Annotated in this window: 23 protein-coding genes; 10 read left to right on the top strand and 13 right to left on the bottom strand. The window is 70.0% G+C overall.

Going from position 1 to position 26,107, the window contains the following annotated elements; genetic code table 11:
* Window positions 1-95: 95 nt before the first annotated feature.
* Window positions 96-2,570 carry a glycoside hydrolase family 3 protein gene (locus tag OG254_RS15475; protein WP_405581959.1) on the top strand — a complete coding sequence of 825 codons (2,475 nt, stop codon included), beginning with the start codon at window positions 96-98 and terminating at the stop codon, window positions 2,568-2,570.
* 76 nt (window positions 2,571-2,646) lie between these two features.
* Here OG254_RS15475 and OG254_RS15470 read toward each other — a convergent pair whose 3' ends face one another.
* Window positions 2,647-3,624 (bottom strand): aldose epimerase family protein, encoded by a 978-nt coding sequence (locus tag OG254_RS15470; RefSeq protein ID WP_405581957.1) that lies wholly within the window; start codon window positions 3,622-3,624, stop codon window positions 2,647-2,649.
* A 10-nt stretch (window positions 3,625-3,634) separates the two neighbouring features.
* Window positions 3,635-4,516 carry an SGNH/GDSL hydrolase family protein gene (locus OG254_RS15465; protein ID WP_405581955.1) on the bottom strand — a complete coding sequence of 294 codons (882 nt, stop codon included), beginning with the start codon at window positions 4,514-4,516 and terminating at the stop codon, window positions 3,635-3,637.
* A 269-nt stretch (window positions 4,517-4,785) separates the two neighbouring features.
* Between OG254_RS15465 and OG254_RS15460 the strand changes: the two genes are divergently transcribed.
* Window positions 4,786-5,280 carry a DUF3145 domain-containing protein gene (locus OG254_RS15460; protein WP_030955030.1) on the top strand — a complete coding sequence of 165 codons (495 nt, stop codon included), beginning with the start codon at window positions 4,786-4,788 and terminating at the stop codon, window positions 5,278-5,280.
* Window positions 5,281-5,346: 66 nt separating this feature from the next.
* On the opposite strand, the gene fabF is transcribed toward OG254_RS15460, so the two are convergent.
* The 5 genes from fabF to fasR form a co-directional block, all read right to left on the bottom strand.
* A complete protein-coding gene (gene fabF / locus OG254_RS15455) occupies window positions 5,347-6,618 on the bottom strand; it encodes a beta-ketoacyl-ACP synthase II (RefSeq protein ID WP_405581951.1) in 1,272 nt (423 codons plus the stop codon).
* Between the two features lie 85 nt (window positions 6,619-6,703).
* On the bottom strand, window positions 6,704-6,952 hold the full coding sequence (locus OG254_RS15450; RefSeq protein ID WP_361477659.1) for an acyl carrier protein: 249 nt from the start codon (window positions 6,950-6,952) through the stop codon (window positions 6,704-6,706).
* Between the two features lie 102 nt (window positions 6,953-7,054).
* The gene (locus OG254_RS15445) at window positions 7,055-8,086 is read right to left on the bottom strand and encodes a ketoacyl-ACP synthase III (protein ID WP_405581948.1); all 1,032 of its coding nucleotides are present in this window, start codon (window positions 8,084-8,086) and stop codon (window positions 7,055-7,057) included.
* A 15-nt stretch (window positions 8,087-8,101) separates the two neighbouring features.
* Window positions 8,102-9,013 (bottom strand): ACP S-malonyltransferase, encoded by a 912-nt coding sequence (locus OG254_RS15440; RefSeq protein WP_351187800.1) that lies wholly within the window; start codon window positions 9,011-9,013, stop codon window positions 8,102-8,104.
* A gap of 89 nt (window positions 9,014-9,102) precedes the next feature.
* Window positions 9,103-10,308: a fatty acid biosynthesis transcriptional regulator FasR gene (fasR, locus tag OG254_RS15435; protein ID WP_405581945.1), complete on the bottom strand. Its 1,206-nt coding sequence runs from the start codon at window positions 10,306-10,308 to the stop codon at window positions 9,103-9,105.
* A gap of 87 nt (window positions 10,309-10,395) precedes the next feature.
* Between fasR and OG254_RS15430 the strand changes: the two genes are divergently transcribed.
* Complete coding sequence (locus tag OG254_RS15430; protein ID WP_405595007.1) at window positions 10,396-11,049, top strand: pirin family protein; 654 nt, start codon at window positions 10,396-10,398, stop codon at window positions 11,047-11,049.
* Between the two features lie 85 nt (window positions 11,050-11,134).
* Window positions 11,135-13,396: an MMPL family transporter gene (locus OG254_RS15425; RefSeq protein WP_405581942.1), complete on the top strand. Its 2,262-nt coding sequence runs from the start codon at window positions 11,135-11,137 to the stop codon at window positions 13,394-13,396.
* Here the strand turns inward: OG254_RS15425 and OG254_RS15420 are convergent.
* Complete coding sequence (locus tag OG254_RS15420; RefSeq protein ID WP_405581939.1) at window positions 13,368-14,183, bottom strand: serine hydrolase domain-containing protein; 816 nt, start codon at window positions 14,181-14,183, stop codon at window positions 13,368-13,370. The genes OG254_RS15425 and OG254_RS15420 overlap by 29 nt on opposite strands.
* Before the next feature lie 152 nt (window positions 14,184-14,335).
* On the opposite strand from OG254_RS15420, the gene OG254_RS15415 reads away from it, so the two are divergent.
* Both OG254_RS15415 and OG254_RS15410 read left to right on the top strand, forming a co-directional pair.
* Window positions 14,336-14,809 (top strand): MerR family transcriptional regulator, encoded by a 474-nt coding sequence (locus OG254_RS15415; protein ID WP_405581936.1) that lies wholly within the window; start codon window positions 14,336-14,338, stop codon window positions 14,807-14,809.
* Window positions 14,806-15,819: an aldo/keto reductase gene (locus tag OG254_RS15410; protein ID WP_405581933.1), complete on the top strand. Its 1,014-nt coding sequence runs from the start codon at window positions 14,806-14,808 to the stop codon at window positions 15,817-15,819. Before OG254_RS15415 ends, OG254_RS15410 begins: the two co-directional genes overlap by 4 nt.
* A 46-nt stretch (window positions 15,820-15,865) precedes the next feature.
* Here OG254_RS15410 and OG254_RS15405 read toward each other — a convergent pair whose 3' ends face one another.
* From OG254_RS15405 to OG254_RS15395, 3 genes are all read right to left on the bottom strand, one after another.
* A complete protein-coding gene (locus OG254_RS15405; protein WP_405595005.1) occupies window positions 15,866-16,729 on the bottom strand; it encodes a DUF4429 domain-containing protein in 864 nt (287 codons plus the stop codon).
* Between the two features lie 57 nt (window positions 16,730-16,786).
* Window positions 16,787-18,004, bottom strand: a complete 1,218-nt coding sequence (locus OG254_RS15400; RefSeq protein ID WP_405581931.1) for an alpha/beta hydrolase — start codon at window positions 18,002-18,004, stop codon at window positions 16,787-16,789.
* A 93-nt stretch (window positions 18,005-18,097) separates the two neighbouring features.
* Complete coding sequence (locus tag OG254_RS15395) at window positions 18,098-18,724, bottom strand: TetR family transcriptional regulator (RefSeq protein WP_351187787.1); 627 nt, start codon at window positions 18,722-18,724, stop codon at window positions 18,098-18,100.
* Window positions 18,725-18,790: 66 nt separating this feature from the next.
* Here OG254_RS15395 and OG254_RS15390 point away from each other — a divergent pair, with 66 nt between their 5' ends.
* Window positions 18,791-20,410 carry an MFS transporter gene (locus OG254_RS15390; RefSeq protein ID WP_351187785.1) on the top strand — a complete coding sequence of 540 codons (1,620 nt, stop codon included), beginning with the start codon at window positions 18,791-18,793 and terminating at the stop codon, window positions 20,408-20,410.
* Between the two features lie 202 nt (window positions 20,411-20,612).
* Complete coding sequence (locus OG254_RS15385) at window positions 20,613-20,777, top strand: hypothetical protein (RefSeq protein WP_405581927.1); 165 nt, start codon at window positions 20,613-20,615, stop codon at window positions 20,775-20,777.
* A 214-nt stretch (window positions 20,778-20,991) separates the two neighbouring features.
* Here OG254_RS15385 and OG254_RS15380 read toward each other — a convergent pair whose 3' ends face one another.
* Complete coding sequence (locus tag OG254_RS15380) at window positions 20,992-21,747, bottom strand: potassium channel family protein (protein WP_405581924.1); 756 nt, start codon at window positions 21,745-21,747, stop codon at window positions 20,992-20,994.
* A 94-nt stretch (window positions 21,748-21,841) separates the two neighbouring features.
* Entirely contained in the window at window positions 21,842-24,589 is a 2,748-nt protein-coding gene (gene aceE / locus OG254_RS15375) for a pyruvate dehydrogenase (acetyl-transferring), homodimeric type (protein ID WP_405581921.1), read from the bottom strand.
* Between the two features lie 353 nt (window positions 24,590-24,942).
* Here aceE and OG254_RS15370 point away from each other — a divergent pair, with 353 nt between their 5' ends.
* Together OG254_RS15370 and OG254_RS15365 are read left to right on the top strand one after the other, a co-directional pair.
* Window positions 24,943-25,380 (top strand): DUF3052 domain-containing protein, encoded by a 438-nt coding sequence (locus OG254_RS15370; protein ID WP_405581918.1) that lies wholly within the window; start codon window positions 24,943-24,945, stop codon window positions 25,378-25,380.
* 118 nt (window positions 25,381-25,498) lie between these two features.
* A complete protein-coding gene (locus OG254_RS15365; RefSeq protein ID WP_351187779.1) occupies window positions 25,499-25,957 on the top strand; it encodes a peroxiredoxin in 459 nt (152 codons plus the stop codon).
* The last annotated feature ends 150 nt before the right edge of the window (window positions 25,958-26,107 follow it).

Below are 26,107 nucleotides of genomic sequence, written 5' to 3'. Positions count from 1 at the left end.
AGCGTAATATAACAGAAAAATAACGAAACCTACCGGTCTACAGGTAGTCGATGCAGGATGGAGCCACAGCACGCACTCAACGAGGAGGCACCGCGATGGCGGGAAGGCGCACCCAGGCCGATGCAGCACGCGAGGCGGTCGTCGAGGCGGCCCTCGCCCGGCTCGACCTCGACGCGAAGGCGCGGCTGCTCTCCGGCCAGGACATGTGGACGCTGCCCGCACTCCCCGGGATCGGCCTGCAGTCCCTCGTCATGTCCGACGGCCCGATCGGCGTCCGGGGCGTGCGCTGGACCGCCGACGACCCGTCCGTCGCGCTGCCCTCGCCCACCGCCCTCGCCGCGACCTGGGACCCGGACCTCGCCCGCCGCGCCGGCACCCTCCTCGCCCAGGAGGCCCGCCGCAAGGGCGTCCACGTACTCCTCGCCCCCACCGTCAACCTCCACCGCTCCCCGCTCGGCGGCCGCCACTTCGAGGCGTACAGCGAGGACCCGTATCTGACGGGGACGATCGGTGCCGGTTACGTCAGCGGCGTCCAGTCCGGCGGCGTCGGCACCACCGTCAAGCACTTCGTCGCCAACGACGCCGAGACCGACCGCTTCACGGTGAACAACACCGTCAGCGAACGCGCCCTGCGCGAGCTCTACATGGCGCCCTTCGAGCTCATCGTCGAGAACGCCCACCCCTGGGGCATCATGACCGCCTACAACACGGTCAACGGCACGACGATGACCGAGCACCACTACCTCGTGAACGAGGTCCTGCGCGGCGAATGGGGCTTCGACGGCTACAACGTCTCCGACTGGATGGCCGCCAGGTCCACCGTCGGCGCGATCGAGGGTGGCCTCGACGTCGCCATGCCGGGCCCGCAGACCGTGTACGGCGACGCCCTCGCCCAGGCCGTACGGGACGGCGAGGTGGCCGAGGCGAAGGTCGACGACGCCGTCCGCAACGTCCTGCGGCTCGCCGCCCGCGTCGGCATCCTGGACGGTGCCGAGCCGGTCGTCACCGAGCCTCCCGCGACCGTCGACGGCACGGAACTGGCCCGCGAGATCGCCCGCCGCTCCTTCGTCCTGGTCCGCAACGAGGGCGCCCTCCCCCTGCGGCCGAACGGCACGGTCGCCCTCGTCGGAGCCGCCGCCCGCGACGCCCGCGTCCTCGGCGGCGGCTCCGCCACCGTCTTCCCGGCCGGCGTCGTCTCCCCGCTCGACGGCCTCACCGCAGCCCTCCCCACAGGCACCCTGACCTACGCGGTCGGCGCCGACCCGAACACCGAACTGGGCGTCGCCGACAAGGGCTTCGAGCTGCGCGCCGTGTGCCGGGACGCGGACGGCAACGTCATCGGCACCAGGTCGGCACCGAACGGCCAGATCCAGTGGATGGGTTCCGACCTTCCCGACGGCGTCACCTTCCCCCAAGCTCTCGACTCCGCTCGAGCAGGGGGTGCCCCCACCGCGCTCCACAGCGTGGAACTGACCGGCACCTTCACCCCGCGCGACACCGGCCCGCACACCTTCGGCATCAAAGGCATCGGCGCCTTCGAGCTCACGGTCGACGGCACGACGTACTTCGACGACGTCCAGCGCCCCACCAAGGACGACCCGTTCATCTCCTTCTTCGGCGCCCCCGTCCCGCGGGCCCGGCCCGAACTCACCGCCGGTGAACCGGTCGAGGTCTCCCTCACCTACGTCGTCGAGTTCCCCGAGGGCATCCCGATGAAGGTCGTCGGCTTCACGCTCTCCCACCAGGAGCCGCAGCGCGACCCGGACGAGCTGATCGCCGAGGCCGTCGAGGCCGCGAGGAACGCCGACACCGCCGTCGTCGTGGTCGCCACCACCGACCGCGTCGAGTCCGAGGGCTTCGACCGCACGGACCTGACGCTGCCCGGCCGCCAGGACGACCTGGTGCGCGCCGTCGCCGCCGCCAACCCCCACACCGTCGTGGTCGTCAACTCCGGCTCCCCGGTCGAACTGCCGTGGCGCGAGGACGTCGCCGCCGTGCTGCTGAGCTGGTTCCCCGGCCAGGAGGGCGGCGCGGCCCTCGCGGACGTCCTCACGGGCACCCACGAGCCGGGCGGCCGGCTGCCCACCACCTGGGGCTCCCTGACCGACGCCCCGGTCACCGAGGTCGTCCCGTCGGCCGGTGAACTCCCGTACACCGAGGGCGTCTTCATCGGCTACCGCGCCTGGGAGAAGGACGGCAGGGTCCCGTCGTACCCCTTCGGGCACGGCCTCGGCTACACCGACTGGACGTACGAGTCCGCCGAGGTCAAGGGCACGACGGTCACGGTCCGCGTCCGCAACTCCGGTGAGCGCGCGGGGCGCGAGGTCGTGCAGGTCTATCTGGCGCCGAGCGAGCCGGACGCCGACCGGCCGGCGCGGTGGCTCGCCGGGTTCGCCGGTGTGGAGGCGGGGCCGGGGGAGCGGGGCGAGGCCGTCGTCGAACTGCCGCGCCGGGCCTTCGAGGTGTGGGACGAGAAGGCCAATTCATGGACCCTTGTGAAGGGTTCGTACGAGATCCAGGTGGGGCGCTCCATCGCCGACCGTCGGGTGACGGCGACGATTAACGTCTGATCCGGGAGAAGTACCCAGGAACAGCCCCGGTCCAGGCCCTGACACCTGGACCGGGGCTCGTGGCTTTCGCCGCCGGTCAGCGCGCCGAGAAGCCGTACACCGTCTCCGAGCGGAACACCTCGCCCGGCCGCAGCACCGTGCCCGGGAAGTCCGGCCGGTTCGGGGAGTCGGGGAAGTGCTGGGTCTCCAGCGCGATGCCGTCGCCCGGGGCGAACGGCTCGGCCAGATGGTCGGCGGTGTAGAGCTGGAGGCCGGGCTCGGTGGTCGCCACCGTCAGCGCACGCCCGCTCGACGCGTCGTACAGCTCGGCGACCTCCTGCGCGTTCGCCGTCACGCCCTTGTCCAGCACGAAGTTGTGGTCGTACCCGGCGCCGACCTTGCGCGCCTCACGGAAGTCGAAGCGGGTGCCCGCGACCTCGTCCAGGGCGCCGGTCGGAATGAGGTCGTCGTCGACCGGGGTGAACCGGGAGGCCGCCAGCCGCAGTTCGTGCCCGCCCGCGTCGCCGGACCCGGCCCCGGCGAGGTTGAAGTAACTGTGGTTGGTCAGGTTCACCACGGTCGGCGCGTCCGTCACCGCCTCGTACGCGATCCGCAGCGCGCCGCCGGCGTCCAGTGTGTAGGTCACCGAGACCTCCAGCCGCCCAGGGAAGCCCTCCTCGCCATGCGGGCTGACCCGGCTGAGCCGCAGCCCGTGCTCGACCGGGGCCACCTCCCACACCCGCTTGTCGAAGCCGCGCGCACCGCCGTGCAGGGAGCTGGGCGGGGTGTTGGGTTCGAGCGCGTACGTCAGGCCGTCCAGCGGGAAGCGGCCGCCCGCGATCCGGTTGGCGTACCGCCCGATGAGAGCGCCGAGATAGGGCTCCGGGTGGGACAGATAGCCCTCCAGACCGGCGAACCCCAGCACCACGTCCGCCGGGTGCCCGTGACGGTCCGGCACCTCGACCGACTGCACGATCCCGCCGTACGACAGCACCCGCACCCGCACGCCCGCGCGCTCCAGGGTCCAGCGGTGGACCTCGGTGCCGTCGGAAAGTGTGCCGAAGTGTTCGCTCATGAGCGGAACACTAGTTCGTGACCGTCCGGTAGGCGATCTCCGCCAGCCGTGCCTGACCGTTGACACTCGGATGGAACCAGTCCCACTGGCTGAGCTGTTCGGTACCGAACCGGAAGTCGTACACCGCACCGTCATCGAAGCGACACCGGCGGTCCTTCTCGCAGACCTCCTCCAGCACTTCGTTGTACGCCTCTACCCGGTCCTGCACCGTGTCGCGCCGCTGGTTGGACTGCGTGGTCAGGGAGTCGGGGTCGCTCAGCATCGACGGGCAGATGCCGAGCTTCCACACCTGCTTGCCCAGCGGGTTCGTACGGCCCTGCTCCCACAGCCGCTTCAGGTTCGGCACGCTCGCCACGAACACCTGCGTCTTCGGCAGGGCGTCCCGCAGTGTGCCCATCGCGTCCTCGAACTGCGCCCGGAAGTCGGCCACCGACGTCATCTCGTCGGTCGACGCACGGCAGGCGTCGTTCGCCCCCGCCATCACCGCCACCAACTCCGGCCTGCGCGTCACCGCCTGGGCCAGCTGCCCCGGCACGTCCGCCATCCGGGCCCCGGTCACCGCGTAGTTCCAGCTGCGCTCGGCCGCCTTCGCCTTCCCCAGCAGCCGCACGGCCAGGCTGTCGACCTCGGGACTGCTGCCGGTCGCCCAGGAGACCTCGGGGCAGTCCGACAGGACCGTACAGGCGTCGAAACCGCGGGTGATGGAGTCGCCGACGGCCACCACGGAGGCCGGGCTGCGGTCCCACGTGGGGGTCGGCTTCGGCGACGGGCGCGCCTCGGTGCGGGACGGGGCGGGGGAGTCGCCGCCCACGGCGTCACAGCCGGCGACGCCGACGACGGCCGTGGTCACCAGGGCCAGGACAGCGCGTGGGACGTGCCGTCGCTTCTGCATGCCCTGGTCCATCCCCTCGCTCGCCCCGGTCGGTTAAACCCACTGATGTCTCCAACCCATGACAACGCACCAGGGTTCCCGCCCGCCTGATGCAACGGCTCACACCCGTACAAGCGTCCTGCCGGGTGAATGGCGGGCGTTTGGCGGCACTGGGACGGACGGTACGTCACACTCCTTGCGCCGCCGCACGGTAGCCTCGCCATCAACGTGGCTGCCCGGCCACTATCGTCCGCCAGTTCGTAAGATGTCCGCTCTGCCCGGAGGTCCCGGTGACGACACGTGGAGTTCTGTACGTGCACTCCGCGCCGCGCGCGCTGTGCCCGCACGTCGAGTGGGCCGTCGCCGGGGTGCTCGGCACGCGCGTCAACCTCGACTGGATCCGGCAGCCCGCCGCGCCCGGCACCTGGCGCTCGGAGTTCAGCTGGCAGGCGGAGGCGGGCACGGCCTCCAAGCTGGCCTCCGCCCTGCGCGGCTGGCACCTGCTGCGCTTCGAGGTCACGGCCGAGCCCTGCCCCACGGCCGAGGGCGAGCGCTACAGCTGCACCCCCGAACTCGGCATCTTCCACGCGGTGACGGGAATCCACGGCGACATCCTGATCCCGGAGGACCGCCTGCGCGCAGCCCTGGCCCGCTCACAGCGCGACGAGACCGACCTGGAGGCGGAAATCGCCAAGCTTCTGGGCAAGCCGTGGGACGACGAGTTGGAGCCGTTCCGGTACGCGGGTGAGGGAGCGCCGGTGCGCTGGTTGCACCAGGTGGTCTGAGACTTGGACATGTGAAGGGCCCCCACCTCGAAAGGTGGGGGCCCTTCACATACGTACAGAGGTCGCTCAGACCGACCGGAACGCCAGCACCACGTTGTGGCCGCCGAAGCCGAACGAGTCGTTCAGCGCGGCGATGCGGCCCTCGACCGGCAGCTTGCGGGCCTCACCACGGACGACGTCGGCGGCAGCCTCGGCCTCCGGGTCGAGGTTCTCGACGTTGATGGTCGGCGGAGCCACCCGGTGGTACAGCGCGAGCACGGTCGCGACCGATTCGACACCACCGGCCCCACCGAGCAGATGCCCGGTCATCGACTTCGTCGCGGACACCGCCATGTGGTCGGCATCGTCCCCGAACACCTTCCGCAGCGCCTTCAGCTCGGCGATGTCACCGGCCGGCGTGGACGTGGCGTGCGCGTTGACGTGCACGATCTCCGCCGGGTCCAGGTCGTTGCGCTCCAGCAGGTTCTGCAGCGCGTGCGAGATGCCGCGGCCCTCGGGCTCCGGCTGCACGATGTCGTGCGCGTCGGCGGAGATGCCCTGCCCGACCGCCTCGGCGTACACGCGGGCACCGCGCTTGGCGGCGTGCTCGGCGGACTCCAGGACGATCACGCCGGCGCCCTCACCGAGGACGAAGCCGTCGCGGGCGACGTCGTAGGGACGCGAGGCGCCCTGCGGGTCGTCGTTGTTCTTGGACATCGCCATCATGTTGCCGAACGCGGCGATCGGCAGCGGATGGATCGCCGCCTCCGTGCCACCCGCGACGACGACGTCGGCGCGGCCCGTGCGGATCATCTCGATGGCGTAGCCGATGGCCTCGGCACCCGAGGCGCACGCGGAGACCGGCGTGTGCACGCCCGCACGGGCGCCCACGGCCAGACCCACGTTCGCGGAGGGGCTGTTCGGCATCAGCATGGGGACGGTGTGCGGGGAGACGCGGCGAACGCCCTTCTCCTTCAGCACGTCGTACTGGTCGAGCAGCGTCGTCACGCCGCCGATGCCGGAGGCGATGACCGCACCGAGGCGGTCGGGGTCGACGGTCGGGTCCTCACCGGCCTTGGCCTCGAACCCGGCGTCGGCCCACGCCTCCTTGGCCGCGATCAGCGCGAACTGCGCCGAGCGGTCCAGTCGGCGGGCCTGCGGCCGCGGGATGACCTCGGTCGGCTCCACCGCGACCGGCGCGGCGATACGGACCGCCTGTTCGGCGGCCCAGTCCTGCTCCAGGGGCTTGACGCCGGAACGTCCGGCGATCAGGCCCTCCCAGGTAGAGGCTGCGTCGCCACCCAGCGGTGTGGTTGCGCCGATACCGGTGACGACCACGGTGCGATTGGTCGAGCTCACGGGAATTCTTTCTCCAACGGATACGAGGATTCAGCGGCGCCACCGCCGGGTGGCGGGGCAGTCAGCCCGAGGGCCGGTGGGTGGATCAGCCCTGGTTCTTGAGGATGTAGTTGGTCGCGTCGCCGACCGTCTTGAGGTTCTTGACGTCCTCGTCGGGGATCTTGACGTCGAAGCGCTCCTCGGCGGCGACGACGACCTCGACCATGGACAGCGAGTCGACGTCCAGGTCGTCGGTGAAGGACTTGTCCAGCTGGACGTCCTCAACCGGGATGCCGGCGATCTCGTTCACGATGTCGGCGAGACCGGCGACGATCTCTTCCTGAGTGGCGGCCATCTTGGCGCTCCTTCGTAGATATCTCAGAGGGTTTGGCGTCCGCCGCGTGAGCGGCAGGTGGTGCGTTTCCCGTGCCGGCTCACATGATCCGGCACGGAGTGCCTAGGGGAGAGTAACGACCGTGGCGGCGTACACGAGACCCGCCCCGAATCCGATGACGAGCGCGGTGTCGCCACTCTTCGCCTCGCCGGTCGCCAGGAGCCGCTCCATCGCGAGCGGGATCGAGGCGGCCGAGGTGTTGCCGGTGGTGCGCACGTCACGGGCGACCGTGACGTGCTCCGGCAGCTTGAGAGTCTTCACCATCGAGTCGATGATCCGCTCGTTGGCCTGGTGCGGAATGAAGACGTCCAGGTCGTCCGGGCTGATTCCGGCCGCTTCCAGCGCCTGCTGGGCGACCTTCGCCATCTCGAACACGGCCCAGCGGAAGACCGCCTGGCCCTCCTGCGTGATCGCGGGGAACTTGACGTTGCCCTCGCTGTCCAGGGGGAGCTTGTCGACGTTGCCGATCTGGAACTCGTTCCACGGCACCGTCTGCTTGATCGTCTCGGACTTGTCGCCCTCGGAGCCCCACACGGTCGGGCCGATGTGCGGCTCCTGGGAGGGGCCGACGACGACCGCGCCCGCGCCGTCGCCGAACAGGAAGGCCGTGGCCCGGTCCTCCAGGTCGGTGAGGTCGGACAGCCGCTCCACGCCGATGACGAGGACGTACTCCGCGGAACCCTCGACGATCATGCCCTTGGCGAGGGTGAGGCCGTAGCCGAAGCCCGCGCAGCCGGCCGAGATGTCGAAGGCGGCGGCCTTGTTCGTGCCGAGCTTGTCGGCGATCTCGGTGGCGACGGCCGGGGTCTGCTTGAAGTGCGAGACGGTCGAGACGATCACGCCGCCGATCTGCTCGGCGGAGATCCCGGCGTCGGCGATCGCCTTGCCGGACGCCTCGATCGACATCGCGGCGACGGTCTCCTCGTCGTTCGCCCAGTGCCGCGTCTCGATGCCGGAGCGCGAACGGATCCACTCGTCGGACGAGTCGATCTTCTCCAGGATCACCTCGTTGGGCACCACCCGGGTCGGACGGTAACCGCCCACACCGAGGATGCGCGCGTACGGGGCGCCCTTGCTGGGCTTCAGCTTCGCCATGCTCCGGGCTCCTTGTCAGGCGTGCTCTGCGATGAGCTCGCGAGCAGCGTCCAGGTCGTCGGGGGTCTTGAGCGCCAGGGTCTTCACACCCGGCAGTGCGCGCTTGGCCAGACCGGTCAGCGTGCCGCCCGGGCACGCCTCGATCAGGGCCGTGACGCCGAGCTCCTTGAAGGTCTCCATGCACAGGTCCCAGCGGACCGGGTTGGCGACCTGTCCGACGAGCCGCTCCAGCACCTCGGCGCCGGTGGCGACGGCACGGCCGTCCTTGTTGGAGACGTAGGTGACGCCCGGGTCGGCGGGGACGAGTTCCTTGGCGGCCTCGGCCAGCTTGTCGACGGCGGGGCCCATGTGGTGGGTGTGGAAGGCGCCGGCGACCTTCAGCGCGACGACCTTGCGTACGCCCTCGGGCTTGTCCTCGTTCAGCGCGGCGAGCTGCTCCATGGTGCCCGCGGCCACGATCTGCCCGGCGCCGTTCATGTTCGCCGGGGTCAGGCCCAGCTTCTCCAGGTGCGCGACGCTCACCTCGGGGTCGCCGCCGAGCAGCGCCGACATGCCGGTCTCGGTGATCGCGGCGGCCTCGGCCATGGCGAGCCCCCGCTTGCGCACCAGGGTCAGCGCCGCGGTGTCGTCCAGGACGCCCGCGTAGGCGGCAGCGGTGATCTCACCGACGCTGTGTCCTGCGACGGCGCCGGGCGCAATGTCACCCAGTGCCGCGGCGGACAGGATGCCGGCCGCGACCAGCAGCGGCTGCGCCACGGAGGTGTCCCGGATGGCGTCCGCGTCGGCCTGCGTGCCGTAGTGGGCGAGGTCCAGTCCGATGGCGTCCGACCAGGCACCGAGGCGGTCGGCGGCACCGGGCAGTTCGAGCCAGGGGGTCAGGAAGCCGGGCGTCTGAGCGCCCTGGCCGGGAGCGACGAGTACGAGCACTCTCACACTCTCTCTTGGGGACGGGCCACGCCGCCCGTGGGGACAAGGACGAAGAACACGAGGGGGTTTTGTGGGCCCCCGACAAAAGCCTAGAGCTGGAGATCGCCGTCGGCCAGACGCCCCAGGATCAGCGCGATGCGCAAGGTGAACGCGGAGCGTACATCGGACGGCGACCAGCCGGTGACGTCAGTCACACGTCGAAGCCGGTAGCGCACGGTGTTGGGATGCACGAACAGCATCCGCGCGGCGCCCTCCAGACTGCTTGCCTGTTCGAGATAGACGGAGAGCGTCTCCAGCAGAGCCGAACCGGCCTCCTCCAGCGGTCTGTAGATCTCCTCCACCAACTGCTCGCGCGCGCTGGGATCCCCCGCCATGGCACGTTCCGGAAGCAGGTCGTCCGCCAGCACCGGGCGCGGGGCGTCCTGCCAGGCGGAACACGCCTTCAGCCCGGCGGCCGCGGCCTGCGCGGACCGGGTGGCGGCCTGCAGATCCGGCACGATGGGCCCCGCGACGACGGGACCTGCGGCAAAGGGCCCGATCAGGGACTTGGCGACGGCGAGCGGGCTGTCGCTGCCGCCCGCGATCACGACGAGCCGGTCCCCGAGCACCCCGGTCAGCACCTGGAGCTTGGCGTGCCGGGAAGCCCGCCGGATCGCCTCGACGGTCAGCTCGCTGTCGCCGTCCGGCGCGGTCCCGAGCACCACGCACACATGCTCCGGCGAGTTCCACCCGAGCGCCGCGGCCCGCGACACGGCACCCTCGTCGGCCTCGCCGCTGAGCACGGCGTTGACCACGAGCGACTCCAGGCGCGCGTCCCAGGCACCGCGTGCCTCGGCGGCCTGGGCGTAGACCTGGGCGGTGGCGAAGGCGATCTCCCGGGCGTAGACGAGCAGCGCCTCGCGCAGCACGCTCTCGTCGCCGGGAGCGGCGACCTCGTCGATGGCCGACTCCATGACCTCGATGGTGGTGCGCACCATCTCCACGGTCTGGCGCAGCGTGATGGCGCGGGTCAGCTCGCGCGGGGCCGTCCCGAAGACGTCGGTGGAGATGGCCTGCGGAGCGTCGGGATGCCGGAACCACTCGGTGAAGGCGGCGATACCGGCCTGGGCGACGAGACCGATCCAGGAACGGTTCTCCGGTGGCATCGCCCGGTACCACGGCAGCGTCTCGTCCATCCGCGCGATGGCCTGCGCGGCGAGGGAACCTGAGGACTTCTCCAGCCGCTTCAGAGTCGCGGAGTGCGCATGGACGTCGTGCGCGGCGGCAGGGGACTTACGAGCTTCGGGTTCGGGCACGGGGACAAGACTGCCTTATCCGGACGCGGGCGCGTGCCGGAGGGTCGCAGGTGAGCCCCCGCCGGTGAGGCTACGGTGGTGCCCGTGATGGACGTACGGCGCGCCGCGGAGCGCTATCCGGGAGGGGATCCGGCCTCGGGGATCGAGTCACGCCACGCCTTCTCCTTCGGCCCGCACTACGACCCCGACAACCTCCGCTTCGGCGCGATGATCGCCTGCAACGAGGAGCGGCTCGCGCCCGGCGCCGGCTTCGACGAGCACCCGCACAGCCACACCGAGATCATCACGTGGGTGGTCGAGGGCGAGCTGACCCACCGCGACTCCACCGGCCACGAGACCCGGGTCGGCCCCGGCGACGTCCAGCGGCTGAGCTCGGCGGGCGGCGTACGGCACGTCGAGCGCAACGACGCCGGCACGCCCCTGACCTTCCTCCAGACCTGGCTGGCCCCGCTGACGGCGGGCGGCGACCCGGCGTACGAGACCGTCCACGGCATCGCCGACTCCACGCCGTACGCCGTCCCGGAGGCGGGCGCCATGCTCCATGTGCGGCGGCTGGGGGCGGGGGAGCGGACTGCGGTGCCGGACGGGGCGTATCTGTACGTGCACGTGGTGCGCGGCCGAGTGCGCCTGGACGGCGAGGAACTGGACGCCGGAGACGCGGCGCGCATCAGCGACGCCAAGGACGTGGAGGCGGTCGGGGTGAGCGCGGCGGAGCTGCTGATGTGGGAGATGGCCGAGTAGCGGGTGGGGCCCGAGATGCCTAAGTGGTCGTGTCGGCGTCAAATGGAGGTGTTGGACACCCGCCCGGCAGAGAAGAGCCGAGTGCATGGCCAGACCCAAAGGCACAGGGGGACGGGGCGACGCCCCGAAAAAAGGGGGACTGCGACGGCTCGGTGAGTGGTGCGCCCACCACTTCGTGATCGTGATCGTCGCCTGGGTCGTGGCGCTCGGCGTGCTCCAGGCTCTCAACCACATCCACGGCGGGGAGTACTCGGACAACTTCTCCCTGTCCGACGTGCAGTCCGAGAAGGGCCTGGACGTCCTCAAGGAGCACGATCCGCAGGCGGGCGGCTACAGCAGCCAGATCGTCATGCACGACGCGGACAAGTCCCTGACCTCGTTCGGCTCGCAGATGTCGACCGCCGTGTCCGACCTCCAGAAGCTGTCGCACGTACTGTCCGTGCAGAACCCGCTGGACGCCACCTCCTCGAAGGTCGGGCCGCTGTCCTCGGACGGGAAGACCGGCTACATCACCATCCGCTTCGACGAGCAGCCCTCCCTGCTGGGCGACAGCTATCTGAACGGCGTCGACAAAGCCGTGGACCCGCTCAGACAGGCCGGCGTCGACGTCGAGTACGGCGGATCGCTCGGCGAGCTGGAGCGGCCCGCCGGCAACGACCGGATCAGCGAGTTGATCGGGTTCGGCGTCGCCATCATCGTCCTGCTGATCGGCTTCGGCAGTGTGCTCGCCGCCGGACTGCCGCTGGTCACGGCGCTGATCGGGGTCGTCGGCGGGCTGGCCTGCCTCGGGCTGCTCGCCATCGCGTTCACCTTCGCCACGGTCTCGCCCACCCTGGCCACGATGATCGGCCTCGGTGTCGGCATCGACTACGCGCTCTTCCTGCTCACCCGGCACCGGCAAAAGCTCATCGACGGCGCGGACCCGGTGCGCGCCGCCGGTTACGCCGCCGCCACCAGCGGACGCGCGGTACTGGTCTCCGGCACCACGGTGATCGTCGCCCTGATGGGCCTGTGGGTGTCCGGCGTGAGCTTCATCGGCAAACTCGGCGTCGCCGCGGCCGTCACGGTCGTCTCGGCCGTTCTCGGCGCGTTGACCCTGGTCCCGGCCCTGCTGGGGCTGACCGGCCGCAAGATCGACCGCTGGCACGTACGCAAGCCCATCGCCGAGACCGACGCCGGGAGCGACACGTCCCAGGGCACCTGGCACCGCTACGCAAAGCGCGTCGAGCGCCATCCGCTGCGGTACCTGTCCGCCGGCGTCGTCACCGTCGCGGTGCTGGCCATCCCCCTCTTCTCGATCCAGCTCGGCCACATCGGCGACGGCGCGGACCCCACGTCCTTCACCGACCGGCGGGCCTTCGACCTGATGACCGACGCGTTCGGGGCCGGCTCCAACGGGCCGCTCACCATCGTCGTCGACCAGACCTCCGTACCGGACTCGCAGCGCTCCGACCTGGCCTCGAAGACCCAGTCCGCCCTGAACGACGAGTCCGGTACCTCCTTCGTCAGCCCGCTGACGCCGACGCAGGACGGCGACGTTCTGGTCGGCACGGTCTACTCGTCGGTGTCCCCGCAGAACAAGGACACCACCGACCTGACGAACCGGCTCTACGACCACACCCTCCCCGACGCGGCCTCCGGCACCGACGCCAAGGGCTACGTCACCGGGACGACGGCCGCCCAGGTCGACTTCCGCAACATCGTGGCGGAGCGGCTGCCGCTGATCATCGCCGTCGTGGTGGGCCTCGCCTTCCTGATCGTCCTCGCGGTCTTCCGCGGCCTGCTCGTCGCCGTGAAGGCGGCCGTCCTCAACGTCCTGTCGATCGCGGCCTCGTACGGCGTCGTCGTCGCCGTGTTCCAGTGGGGCTGGGGCGGGCCCGCGCTCGGCGTCCACGGCAAGGTGCCCATCGAGAGCTATGTGCCGATGATGATGTTCGCGATCATCTTCGGGCTCAGCATGGACTACGAGATCTTCCTGCTGTCCCGGGTGCACGAGGCCTGGCTGCAGACCGGGAACGCGAAGGACTCCGTCGCCCACGCGCTGGAGATCACCGCGCGCGTGATCACCTGCGCGGCGCTGATCATGGTGAGCGTGTTCGCGGCCTTCATCATCAGCGACAACATCGTGGTCAAGATGCTGGGCCTGGGGCTCGCCGTCAGTGTGCTCATCGACGCCACGGTGGTCCGGCTGCTGATGGTGCCCGCGGTGATGACGCTGCTGGGCAAACACGCCTGGTGGACGCCCCGCTGGCTGGACAAGATCCTGCCGCACATCGACACCGAGGGAACGGACGAGGCCCTCGATGCCACGGGTGGGCCTACAGCCCGGCCAGCACCGCCTCCGTGAACGCCGGCCACGCCCCGACCGCCCAGGGCCCGAACGCCCGGTCCGTCAGCGCGACGCAGGCCGCGCCCGCGTCCGGGTCGATCCACAGGAACGTACCCGACTGCCCGAAGTGCCCGAAGGTGCGCGGCGAGGACGACGCGCCCGTCCAGTGCGGGGCCTTGCCGTCGCGGATCTCGAAGCCGAGGCCCCAGTCGTTCGGGTTCTGGTGCCCGTATCCCGGCAGCACGCCCTTCGTCCCCGGGTACTGCACGGTCATCGCCTCGGCGACCGTACGCGGGTCCAGCAGCCTGGGCGCCTGCACCTCCGCCGCGAACCGCAGCAGATCCTCGACGCTCGACACTCCGTCCTTCGCGGGGGAGCCCTCCAGGGACGTGGCCGTCATGCCCAGCGGCTCCAGCACGGCCTGGCGCAGATACTCCGCGAACGGGATGTCCGTCGCCTTGGCGACATGGTCCCCGAGCACCTCGAACCCGGCGTTGGAGTACAGCCGCCGCTCCCCGGGCGGGGCCATCACCCGGTGCTCGTCGAAGGCCAGCCCCGAGGTGTGCGCGAGCAGATGCCGCACCGTCGAGCCCTGCGGCCCGGCCGGCTCGTCGAGCTCGACCGCGCCCTCCTCATAGGCGACGAGGACGGCATACGCGGCCAGCGGCTTGGTGACCGAGGCGAGCGGGAAGCGGTGCCCGACCGGGCCGTGCGTACCCAGGACCGTGCCGTCGGCGCGTACGACACCCGCCGCGGCGGTGGGGACCGGCCAGTTCTCGATCAGTGCGAGGCTCTGCAAGGACATGCCTGTGAGCCTAAGCCGCTCACGGATACAGCCGCATCGAGGGGTCCGTGCCGGGGACGCCGGTGCCAGTTACGGTGATCACGCCGTGTCCCGCGGGTTTCTTACCGTTTCCGCTTGCTTGGAGCGCACTCCAAGGCCATAGCGTTGAGCGCATGACGGTGATGGAGAGCACGACCACCAGGACCGACAGCTGTGCGGCCCCGCCGCACCCGCACCGGCGGCCGGCAGGCCAGGACAGCTACACGATCAGCGAGGTCGTCGCCTTCACCGGCCTGACGGCCCACACCCTGCGCTGGTACGAGCGGATCGGCCTCATGCCGCACGTGGACCGCTCGCACACGGGCCAGCGCCGCTACAGCAACCGTGACCTGGACTGGCTCGACCTCGTCGGCAAGCTGCGGCTGACCGGCATGCCGGTCGCCGACATGGTCCGGTACGCCGAGCTGGTGCGCGAGGGCGACCACACCTTCGGCGAGCGCTTCGAACTGCTGGAGACGACCCGCCGCGACGTCCTCGCCCGGATCGCCGAGCTCCAGGACACGCTGGCCGTGCTCGACCGGAAGATCAGTTTCTACGCGGACGCCGGGCGTCTGTACGAGCAGGAGAAGACGGAGAAGGCTGGATGAGCGACAGCAGGATCGCGACGGCACGACTGGGCGCGAACGGACCCGAGGTCGGGGTCCAGGGCCTCGGCTGCATGGGCATGAGCTTCGCGTACGGCCCCTCGGACGCGGACGAGTCCAGGGCGACCCTGGAGCGGGCACTGGAGCTGGGCGTCACGCTGTTCGACACGGCGGACGCGTACGGGGCGGGCGAGAACGAGAAGTTTCTGTCGCCGTTCTTCCGGGCGCACCGCGACGAGTTGGCGATCGCCACGAAGTTCGGCCTGGCGATCCACCCGGACGACCCGACCAAGCGGATCATCCGCAACGACACGCCCTACATACGCCAGTGCATCGAGGCGAGCCTGAAGCGCCTGAACGTCGAGGCGATCGACCTCTACTACATGCACCGCCGCGATGTGACCGTCCCCATCGAGGAGACGGTCGGCGTCATGGCGGAGCTGGTCCGCGAGGGCAAGGTCAAGCACCTGGGACTGAGCGAGGTGACGGCACGCGAGCTGCGTGACGCCCACGCCGTGCACCCGATCGCGGCCGTGCAGTCCGAGTGGTCGCTGTTCAGCCGCGACATCGAGGCGAACGTGGTCCCGGCCGCCCGGGATCTGGGCGTGACCCTGGTGCCGTACTCCCCGCTGGGCCGCGGCTTCCTCACCGGCTCCTTCGCCAAGGCCGAGGACCTGACGACCGGCGACTTCCGCCGCCAGCAGCCCCGGTACACCGGCGAGAACGCGGCAGCGAACGCGGCTCTCCTGGACCCGATCCGCAAGGTCGCCGAGTCACACGGGGCGACGCTCGGACAGATCGCGCTGGCCTGGGTCCAGCAGCGAGCATCGGTCCACGACCTGCCGATCGTCCCGATCCCGGGCACCCGCAGGCCGGGCAGGGTGGAGGAGAACGCGGCGGCGACGCGGATCGTACTGACCAAGGACGAACTGGCGCTGCTGGAGCCCATCGCGGGCAACGTGTCCGGCGACCGCTACGCGGACATGTCCTTCGCGTCGGCGGGCAGGGAATGAGCGTGCCCTTGTAGCCGCCGGGGTCTGCAACCCCCTTTGGGGCGCCCTAAAGCTCCGCCAGCAACTCGGCCTTCTTGGACGAAAACTCCTCGTCCGTCACCAGCCCAGCCTCATGCAACTCCCCGAGATGACGGATCCTCTCCGCGATGTCGGCCGGGTCGCGCCTCGGCGCACCGGCCGACACCGCGGCAGCCGTCCCCCTCTGCCGCACAGCGAAAAGCACCGCCGCCGCGAACGGCAACGACTCATGCACCGGCCCGTACCCGAGCCCGAACACCACAGCCGCCGGATCCTGGTCCGCCTGCGCCGGCTGCCCGTCGCCGCAGTCGCGCCGCAGCAGCCGTAGATGCCCCTCGAACACCTCGGGCGAGCGCCACTCGACCCCATTGAGTTCGGCCACCGGAAAGCTCTGATCCCCGGCCTTCCACTTCGCCGAGGACGCACCGGTCCAAAACCATCGAAACCGGACGACGTTCCCGTCGAAGGTCGCCTTCGCGTCATACGCCTTGAACTGCAACGGCACATCCGGCGCACCCACGAGGAACTCCTCGGCCGGCCCGGACTCCGTCAGCTGGGACCGCAGTTCGTCGCCGTAGTACTCGGCCAGCGTCTCGCGCTCGGCCGGCAGTACCAGCCGATAGGGATCGCCGCTCTCCTTCAGCTGCCCGGCCGCCGCCTCCAGCAGCGGATCGGCGCCGGGTCGGGGCTCGATGCGCAGTGCGACGGTCCTCCCGCGCCTGCCCGGCGTCAGCGTCACACCGGCGATCGCCTCATAGGGCACACGGCGCTCCCCGAGCGCCTGGAACAGCTTGGGTGTTCGAATCCCTCGTTCGTAACGGATGAGCACGGAGTCGGACTCGAACTCCCAGGCGGCATGAAATCCGGCCAGTACGTCACCCATGCGGCTCATCGTATGCGGCACGTGCTCCTCCGTCGCCACCCCGCGCACACCGCAGTTCCTGCGTGTCTACGCGCGTCCGGCCGACGCCGTGTCGGACAAACCCGCCCGACAGGCATCGGCGTCGTTCGCACAGCGCACCGCGTCGTATGCGCCAACCCCGATCTCGGCGAAGTTCTCGACACTGTCCGTGCCCGGCTCGAAATAGCCGCCGTGCCCCTTCGCCTCCCGCGCGGACAGCACCCGCGCGCCGAACACCGACGACACCGGGTCCTCCCCGTGCCCCAGCCCGCCGACCTCCAGATACGGCACGTCCTGCACCCAGTCGTCGGCGTCCCGCATCGCCCACACCTGCGCCGAGGTGCCCAGCTGGGAGGCCTTCGAGACCCGCATGCCGGGGCTGCCGGCCACCGCTATGTCGGCCACCCGCTCGGGCAGCGTGTGCGCGGCGAGACCGCACAGCACCGAGCCGTAGCTGTGGCAGAACAGGGAGACGGGCGAGCTGCCGGGCAGCGCCCGCACCAGCGCGTTCAGGCGTACGGCCCCGGACTGCGCACGCATCGCCGTCGCCGAGTCGATGCCGAGCCCGTTCGGCGTGGTGTAGTCGGCCCAGGCGATCACGGCCGTCCGTGTCGAAGGGCTCGTCGCACGCTCGGCCGCGTACAGCGACTCGGCCATGCCGACCGGCGCCGAGTACTTGCGACTGGTGCGCTGGAAGGTGAGCAGGTCGGTGTCGACGCCGGGGACGACGACCGAGATCCGCTCGGCCCCGGGCAGGTCGCCGAACACCTCGGCGGCGCGGCCCGCCCCCTCCGGGTCGAAGGCAAGGATGTGCCGGTCAGGCCGCATCATCGCCTCGAAGCGATGCATACGGCGGCCCGCCTCGCGCTGCCCCTCGGGCGTGAGCCGCTGGTCGTCCATGCGTTTGAGTTCGACCTTGCGGGCCTCGTCGAGCGCGATGCGGTTCGCGCGATAGCGCAGCTCGACCGGCGCGCCGTTCATGTTGCCGACCGCGAGCGAATAGCGGTGGGCGAGGCTGGTGCGCTGTGCATCGCTGAGCGAGGCGAAGAACCGGGCGAGCCGCGTGGGGGAGGAGTTCGCGGCCGGCAGGTGGTGGCCGGCGATGCTGCCGTGCTCCCAGGCACTGATCGAGGCCTGCAGCGGTGCGGCGCTCCGGTGGTGGCGCAGGGCCGTCCAGCCGGTGGTCGCCAGCATCACGAACACCACGGCCAGCGCGAGCAGAGCGCGCCAGACGTTCAGTTGCGGGGAGGTATCGAAGGAAGTCACTGGGAGGACACACTAGGAGAACGGGAGGGTCTCGCGTTAACCAAGTGACAGGTATCACGTTTCGATCACGGCGCTGCGAACACGCCCATGACCTCAGCGTGTTCGCCAGCTCTCGCTGAGTGCGGGGCCCACCTGTTCGAGATGCGAGACGGTCAGTGCCCGCATCGCGTCGAGGCTGTAGTCCTCGCCGGTGCTCCACTGACGCTCCGTCAGCCGCATCACTCCGCCGAACACGGCCACCGCCAGCCGGGGGCGCGGATCGCTGTCGATGTCGACGCCCTCGCGCTCGGCGAGGATACGCGCGATGGCCTCCTCGATCTCCACGGACTTGCGCAGATGTGCCGCGAGCAGCACGGGCGTCGACTCGACCACCTGGTACATGCGCAGGTACAGCTCGACGGGTGCGACGGCCTCGATCACGTCGTGCAGCGTGTCCCAGCCCTCCAGCACCGCCTGGCGCAGCGCCTCCATGGGGGGCTCGTGCGGCGGGCGTGCGCGCACGGCCTCCAGGAAGTGCGCCACCGTCATCTCCTGCAGCCCAAGGGCGGCCTCCTCCTTGCCGGCGAAGTAGCGGAAGAAGGTGCGCTGTGAGACGTCGACGGCGTCCGCGATGTCGTCGACGGTCGTGTGCTCGTACCCCTGGCTGGTGAAGAGCTCCAGCGCGGTCCGCAGCAGCGCGTCCCGGGTGCGCTGTTTCTTGCGTTCGCGCAGTGTTTCCATAGGTGTCAGTTACCGACTTGTGAATTGGTTTGTCAATTGTCAGCGGCTGTCATTAGCCTCGAACACATGACTAGTCAGACCACCCTCGACAAAACGGGGTCGGGAGGCGACGCGCCAGTAGTCCCGTCGGACGCGGCGCCGGCCAAGGGGCTGCGCGGCCACCCTTGGCTCACCCTCATCACCGTCGCGGTCGGGGTCATGATGGTTGCCCTCGACGGCACCATCGTGGCCATCGCCAACCCGGCCATCCAGAAGGACCTCGGCGCCACCTTCGCCCAGGTCCAGTGGATCACCAACGGGTACTTCCTCGCTCTCGCGGTCTCCCTCATCACCGCCGGCAAGCTCGGCGACCGGTTCGGGCACCGCCAGACCTTCCTCATCGGCGTGATCGGCTTCGCCGCCGCCTCCGGTGCGATCGGCCTGTCCAGCAGCATCGGCGCCGTCGTCACTTTCCGTGTGCTGCAGGGCCTGTTCGGCGCGCTGCTGATGCCGGCCGCGCTCGGCCTGCTGCGGGCGACCTTCCCGGCCGAGAAGCTCAACATGGCCATCGGTATCTGGGGCATGGTCATCGGCGCCTCGACCGCGGGTGGCCCGATCCTCGGCGGAGTCCTCGTCGAGCACGTCAACTGGCAGTCGGTGTTCTTCATCAACGTGCCGGTCGGCATCCTCGCCGTCGTCCTCGGCGTGCTGATCCTGCTCGACCACCGCGCCGAGAACGCCCCGCGTTCCTTCGACCTCCTGGGTATAGCCCTGCTGTCGGGCGCGATGTTCTGCCTGGTCTGGGCGCTGATCAAGGCTCCCGAGTGGGGCTGGGGCGCCGGTAGGACGTGGGCGTTCATAGCCGCCTCGGTGATCGGCTTCGTGCTCTTCGCCTTCTGGGAGAAGAGGGTCAAGGAGCCCCTGATCCCGCTGGGCCTCTTCCGCTCCGTCGCGCTCTCCGCGGGTGTCGTCCTGATGGTCCTGATGGCCATCGCGTTCATGGGCGGCCTGTTCTTCGTGACGTTCTACCTCCAGAACGTGCACGGCATGAGCCCGATCGACGCGGGCCTGCACCTGCTGCCCCTCACCGGCATGATGATCGTCGGCTCCCCGCTCGCGGGCGCGATGATCACGAAGCTCGGCCCGCGGGTGCCGCTGGCCGGCGGCATGGCGCTCACCGCGATCGCCATGTACGGCATGTCCACGCTGGAGACGGACACCGGCAGCGGCATCATGTCGGTCTGGTTCGCCCTCCTCGGCCTCGGCCTCGCGCCGGTCATGGTCGGCGCGACGGAGGTCATCGTGGGCAACGCCCCGATGGAACTCTCCGGCGTCGCGGGCGGTCTCCAGCAGGCCGCGATGCAGATCGGCGGCAGCCTCGGTACGGCCGTCCTGGGCGCCGTCATGGCCTCCAAGGTCGACAGCGACCTCGCCGGCAACTGGACGTCCGCGGGGCTGCCGCCGCTCACGGCGGCGCAGGAGGCGCAGGCCTCCGAGGCGGTCCAGGTCGGTGTGGCGCCGGTGGCACCGGGTACGCCGGACGCCATCGTCGCGAAGATCACGGATGTGGCGCACGACACGTTCATCTCCGGGATGAGCCTCGCGTCCCTCGTCGCCGCGGGTGTGGCGGTCGTGGCGGTCGGGGTCGCGTTCCTCACCAAGCGCGGCGAGAACGCGGAGGCGGGTGCGGGCGCGGCGCACATCTGACGCGCCGGGTTCCTGCTCCTACGGGAGGGGTCGGCGGCCGAGTTCCCCTATCAGGGTGACAAGGCCGAAGACCCCTCCCGTCGGCAATTCGCCGCAGGTCACAGTGGGTCAAGCCAGGGCCTGCGGCGCGCTGCCGGAGGGGGTCAGCGCGCCGCCGGCCCGGCGCCGGGGTATGTGTGCGACGGGTGCGTGGTGGCTGGTCGTGCAGTTCCCCCGCGCCCCTGAGGTCGGCATACTCACGCCAACTCCCCACGCCCTGCGCACACGGTTCAGCGAGGCGGGCTGCCGCCTCGCCCACCTGCCCAGCCACCCGGACTCGCGACGCCCGCCCGTCCAGCTGCGCGGACGCTCGCCCGCCCAGCCCTAAGCGGACTCGCGCGATGCCCCACCCACTCAGCCGTGCGGACTCGCACGATGCCCCACCCACTCAGCCGTGCGGACTCGCGCGACGCCCCGCCCCACCCACCCGGCCTGCGGGCATGCGTGCCGCCTGGGGCGGCGCCCGACCCAAACAGGGCGGCACCCCGTCAGCGCCGGGCTGCGCGACGCCCCGCCCCCAGCCACGGCTCCGGGCAACCCGACTAGCTCACCTGTTTGTCGCTGACCCTTTCCCCGTCCCCCGAAAGCGCCGCGACCTCCGCTCGGAGTGCTCGGACCTCCTCCGTCAGCACCCGTATCGCCTCCGTCTGACGTCGCTCCTCCACGTCGTCCATCTCGAAGCGAGATATGAACCACGCGGCGATATTCGCGGTCACCACACCCAGCAGGGCGATCCCGGACAGCATCAGACCCACCGCGAGCATCCGCCCCACCCCCGTGGTCGGCGCATGATCCCCGTACCCCACGGTCGTCATGGTCGTGAACGACCACCACACCGCGTCACCCAGCGTCTTGATGTTCCCGTTCGGGGAGTCCCGCTCCACCGACAGCACCGCCAGCGAGCCGAACATCAGCAGCCCGACCACCGCCCCGGCGACATACGTCGTCAGCCGCACCTGCGACGCCATCCGCGCCCGCTGCCCGACGAGCAGCAGCGTGGACACCAGTCGCAGCAACCGCAGCGGCTGCACCAGCGGCAGCACGACCGCGCACAGATCGAGCCAGTGCGTGCGCATGAACTCCCGGCGGTCCTCGGCGAGCGCCAGCCGGACGACGTAGTCCAGCGCGAACGCCCCCCACACCACCCACTCCACCGCGAGACACACGTCCACCACGGCACGGCTCGCCTCGGGCCGGACGATCGGGACGGCATAGGCCACGGCGAACGCCAGGGCCAGACCGAACAGGGGGCGCTGGGTATGCCGTTCCCAACGGAGTTGGGCGGGCGCTTGCTTCATGGGCGCATCGTAGGAAATGTGAAGGGGTGGTGCGCCCCGCAGGTCACCCACAGGCGCCTCGGGCTCACCACCCCGTCAAGTTGGCCGACAGACGCTACGCGTCGCCGCCCGCCGCTCCCGGATCCGCTGCCGACACATCGAGCAGCTGGTAACGGTCGATCGCCTGCTTCAGCGCCGACCGGTCCACCTTCCCCTCCTTGGCCAGCTCGGTCAGCACCGCGACCACGATCGACTGCGCGTCGATGTGGAAGAAGCGCCGGGCCGCGCCACGGGTGTCCGCGAAGCCGAAACCGTCGGCGCCCAGCGACTGGTACGTCCCCGGCACCCAGCGCGCGATCTGGTCCGGCACCGACCGCATCCAGTCGGAGACGGCCACGAACGGCCCCTCGGCACCGCTCAGCTTCCGCGTCACCCACGGCACCCGCTGCTCCTCCTCCGGGTGGAGAAGGTTGTGCTCCTCGCACGCCACGGCCTCGCGGCGCAGCTCGTTCCAGGACGTCGCCGACCAGACGTCGGCCTTGACGTTCCATTCGTCGGCGAGGATCTTCTGCGCCTCGACCGCCCACGGGACGGCGACACCCGAGGCCATGATCTGCGCCGGGATCGACCCCGAGGTGCCTTCGGCGATCCGGTGGACGCCCTTGAGGATGCCCTCGACGTCGACGTGCTCCGGCTCGGCCGGGTGCTGGATCGGCTCGTTGTAGACGGTGAGGTAGTAGAAGACGTCCTCGCCGTGCGGGTGCTCCGCGTCGCCGCCGTACATCCGGCGCAGACCGTCCTGCACGATGTGCGCGATCTCGTACGAGTACGCCGGGTCGTAGGCGACACAGCCCGGGTTCGTCGAGGCGAGCAGCTGCGAGTGGCCGTCCGCGTGCTGAAGGCCCTCACCGGTCAGCGTCGTACGGCCCGCGGTGGCGCCCAGTACGAATCCGCGCGCCAGCTGGTCCGACATCTGCCAGAACTGGTCGCCGGTGCGCTGGAAACCGAACATCGAGTAGAAGACGTAGACCGGGATCAGCGGCTCGCCATGCGTGGCGTACGCCGAACCCGCCGCGATCAGCGAGGCCGTGCAGCCCGCCTCCGAGATGCCGTCGTGCAGCATCTGGCCCTGCGGCGACTCCTTGTAGGCGAGCAGCAGCTCGCGGTCGACCGACTCGTACTGCTGGCCGAGCGGGTTGTAGATCTTCGCGCTCGGGAAGAAGGAGTCCATGCCGAACGTGCGGTACTCGTCCGGCGCGATCAGCACGAACCGCCGGCCGATCTCCTTGTCCCGCATAAGGTCCTTGAGGAGCCGCACAAAGGCCATGGTCGTCGCGATGGACTGGTGGCCCGAGCCCTTCTTCACGGTCGCGTACGTCTTGTCGTCCGGCAGCGCCAGCGGCTTGGAGCGCACCACACGCGTCGGGACGTAACCGCCGAGCCCCTGGCGGCGGTCGTGCATGTACTGGATCTCCTCGGAGTCGCGCCCCGGGTGGTAGTACGGCGGGAGCCCGCCCTCCAGGTCCTTGTCGGCGATCGGCAGGTGCAGCCGGTCGCGGAAGCGCTTGAGGTCGTCGACCGTCAGCTTCTTCATCTGGTGCGTGGCGTTGCGGCCCTCGAAGTTGGGGCCGAGCGTCCAGCCCTTGATCGTCTTGGCGAGGATCACCGTCGGCTGGCCCTTGTGCGCCTTGGCCGCCGAGAACGCCGCGAAGACCTTCTTGTGGTCGTGACCGCCGCGGCCCAGGTGCAGGACCTGGTCGTCGGTCATGCCCTCGACCATCGCGCGCAGCCGCTGGTCGTCGCCGAAGAAGTGGTCGCGGATGTAGGCGCCGGTCTCGGTGGCGTACGTCTGGAACTGGCCGTCCGGCGTGGTGTTCATCCGGTTGACCAGGACGCCGTCGCGGTCCTGCGCGAGCAGCGGGTCCCAGCTGCGGTCCCAGATCAGCTTGACGACGTTCCAGCCGGCGCCGCGGAAGATCGACTCCAGCTCCTGGATGACCTTGCCGTTACCCCGCACCGGGCCGTCGAGGCGCTGCAGGTTGCAGTTCACCACGAACGTCAGGTTGTCCAGGCCCTCACGGGCGGCGATGGACAGCTGGCCGAGCGACTCCGGCTCGTCCATCTCGCCGTCACCGAGGAACGCCCAGACGTGCGACTTGGAGGTGTCCGCGATGCCGCGCGCCTCCATGTAGCGGTTCATCCGCGCCTGGTAGATCGCGCCGATCGGGCCGAGGCCCATCGACACGGTCGGGAACTCCCAGAAGTCCGGCATCAGCCGCGGGTGCGGGTAGGAGGACAGGCCGTACGGCGCCTTCGACTTCTCCTGGCGGAACGCGTCGAGGTTGTGCTCGCTGAGCCGGTCCAGCAGGAACGCGCGTGCGTAGATGCCCGGGGAGGCGTGGCCCTGGAAGAAGACCTGGTCGCCGCCGTCGCCCTCGTCCTTGCCGCGGAAGAAGTGGTTGAAGCCCACGTCGTAGAGCGAGGCGGAGGAGGCGAACGTGGCGATGTGACCGCCGACTCCGATGCCGGGGCGCTGGGCCCTGGACACCATCACCGCGGCGTTCCACCGGGTCGCGTTGAGGATCTTGCGCTCGATCTCCTCGTTTCCCGGGAAGAACGGCTCGTCCTTGGTGGCGATCGTGTTGACGTAGTCCGTGCTGCGCATCTCGGGCACGGCCACGCGCTTCTCGCGGGCCCGCTCGATCAGCCGCAGCATCAGATAGCGGGCCCGCTCCCGGCCGCGCTCGTCCACGGCGGCGTCGAGGGAGTCGAGCCACTCCTGGGTTTCCTCGGGATCGAAGTCAGGAACCTGACTCGGAAGGCCGCCAATGATGATCGGGTTGCGATCGGATCCGGAAGCCACGCTGTTCCTTACCTGTCAGAGGGCCGTGTTTCTGAGGGTCTGCACCGCTCACCATCGTGTACCTCGGGGCGGCAAACGTCATCTCTACTGTGAAGTAACCGGCGCCTGGTGAACGGTGGAGAGTCCACTCATGGTTCCCAAACGCACAAACGGGGCAGATTGGTGTGGTGCGCGTCACCTTGAGACCATGAGGGTGTGCCTGGAGTTGCGGTGACACGTTCCAGATCGTCACCGTTTCGGCGGTCTGAACGGCCGGGTACTTGCGCGATCCGCCCCGCCCGTGTGGACTACGGCCAATGCTTCGCGCACGCGCGTGGCTGAGTTATTCCCAAGACATGATCAGGAGGCAACCCGTGAGCGCGACCGCGGACCACGCGGAGGAGCGGACTAGCCCTGCCGTCAGGCTGGGGTTCCTGCCCGAGCAGGTGGTCCAGGAGATCGGCTTCGACGACGACGTCGACCAGGAGCTCCGCGAGGCCATTGAGGAAGTCATCGGCAGCGAGCTGGTGGACGAGGAGTACGACGACGTCGCAGACGCCGTAGTGCTGTGGTTCCGCGACGAGGACGGCGACCTGACGGATGCGCTGGTGGATGCCACCACGTACATCGAAGAAGGCGGCTCGATCCTGCTCCTCACGCCCAAGACCGGCCGTGACGGCTATGTGGAGCCGAGTGACATCTCTGAAGCCGCGACCACGGCGGGTCTGTCGGCATCCAAGAGCGTCAGCGTCGGCAAGGACTGGAGTGGCAGCCGGCTGGTGACGCCCAAGGCCGCGAAGACCAAGAAGTAACCGGTGACGGTGCCGGGTCGGGCCGAAACGCCCGGCCCGGCCTCTTGCTCGGGCCCCGGTGGCCGCTGCATAGGGTGGGTCCCACCCGAACAGCCCCACCGAAGGGACATTCACGACGATGGCGATCCAGGTCGGCGACAAGGCCCCCGACTTCGAGCTCAAGGACAACCACGGCGCCACCGTGAAGCTGTCCGACTTCCGCGGCTCCCAGAACGTCGTTCTGCTCTTCTACCCCTTCGCCTTCACCGGCGTGTGCACCGGCGAACTGTGCGAGGTGCGCGACAACCTGCCGAAGTTCTCCGACCGCGACACCCAGGTGCTCGCCGTCTCCAACGACTCCATCCACACCCTGCGCGTCTTCGGCGAGCAGGAGGGCCTGGAGTACCCGCTGCTCAGCGACTTCTGGCCGCACGGCGAGGTCAGCCGGGCCTACGGTGTCTTCGCCGAGGACAAGGGCTGCGCGGTGCGCGGCACCTTCGTCATCGACAAGGAGGGCGTCGTCCGCTGGACGGTCGTCAACGCCCTGCCGGACGCGCGCGACCTGAGCGACTACGTCAAGGCGCTCGACACCCTCTGATCGCGCCCGCGATCCCGCTGGTTACCGACACCTGTGATTCTTGGGCACCAAGGCCTGCAAGCCGCGGGAACCCGTCACTAGGATCGACTCGTTGATCCGATATCAAACGCACGGCGGGGCTCCCCGCCCCTGGACACCAATGGAGGACTC

The organism is Streptomyces sp. NBC_01092, from assembly GCF_045039535.1.
Classification (GTDB): Bacteria; Actinomycetota; Actinomycetes; order Streptomycetales; family Streptomycetaceae; genus Streptomyces.
This window is presented reverse-complemented; position numbering and strand designations above follow the sequence as displayed.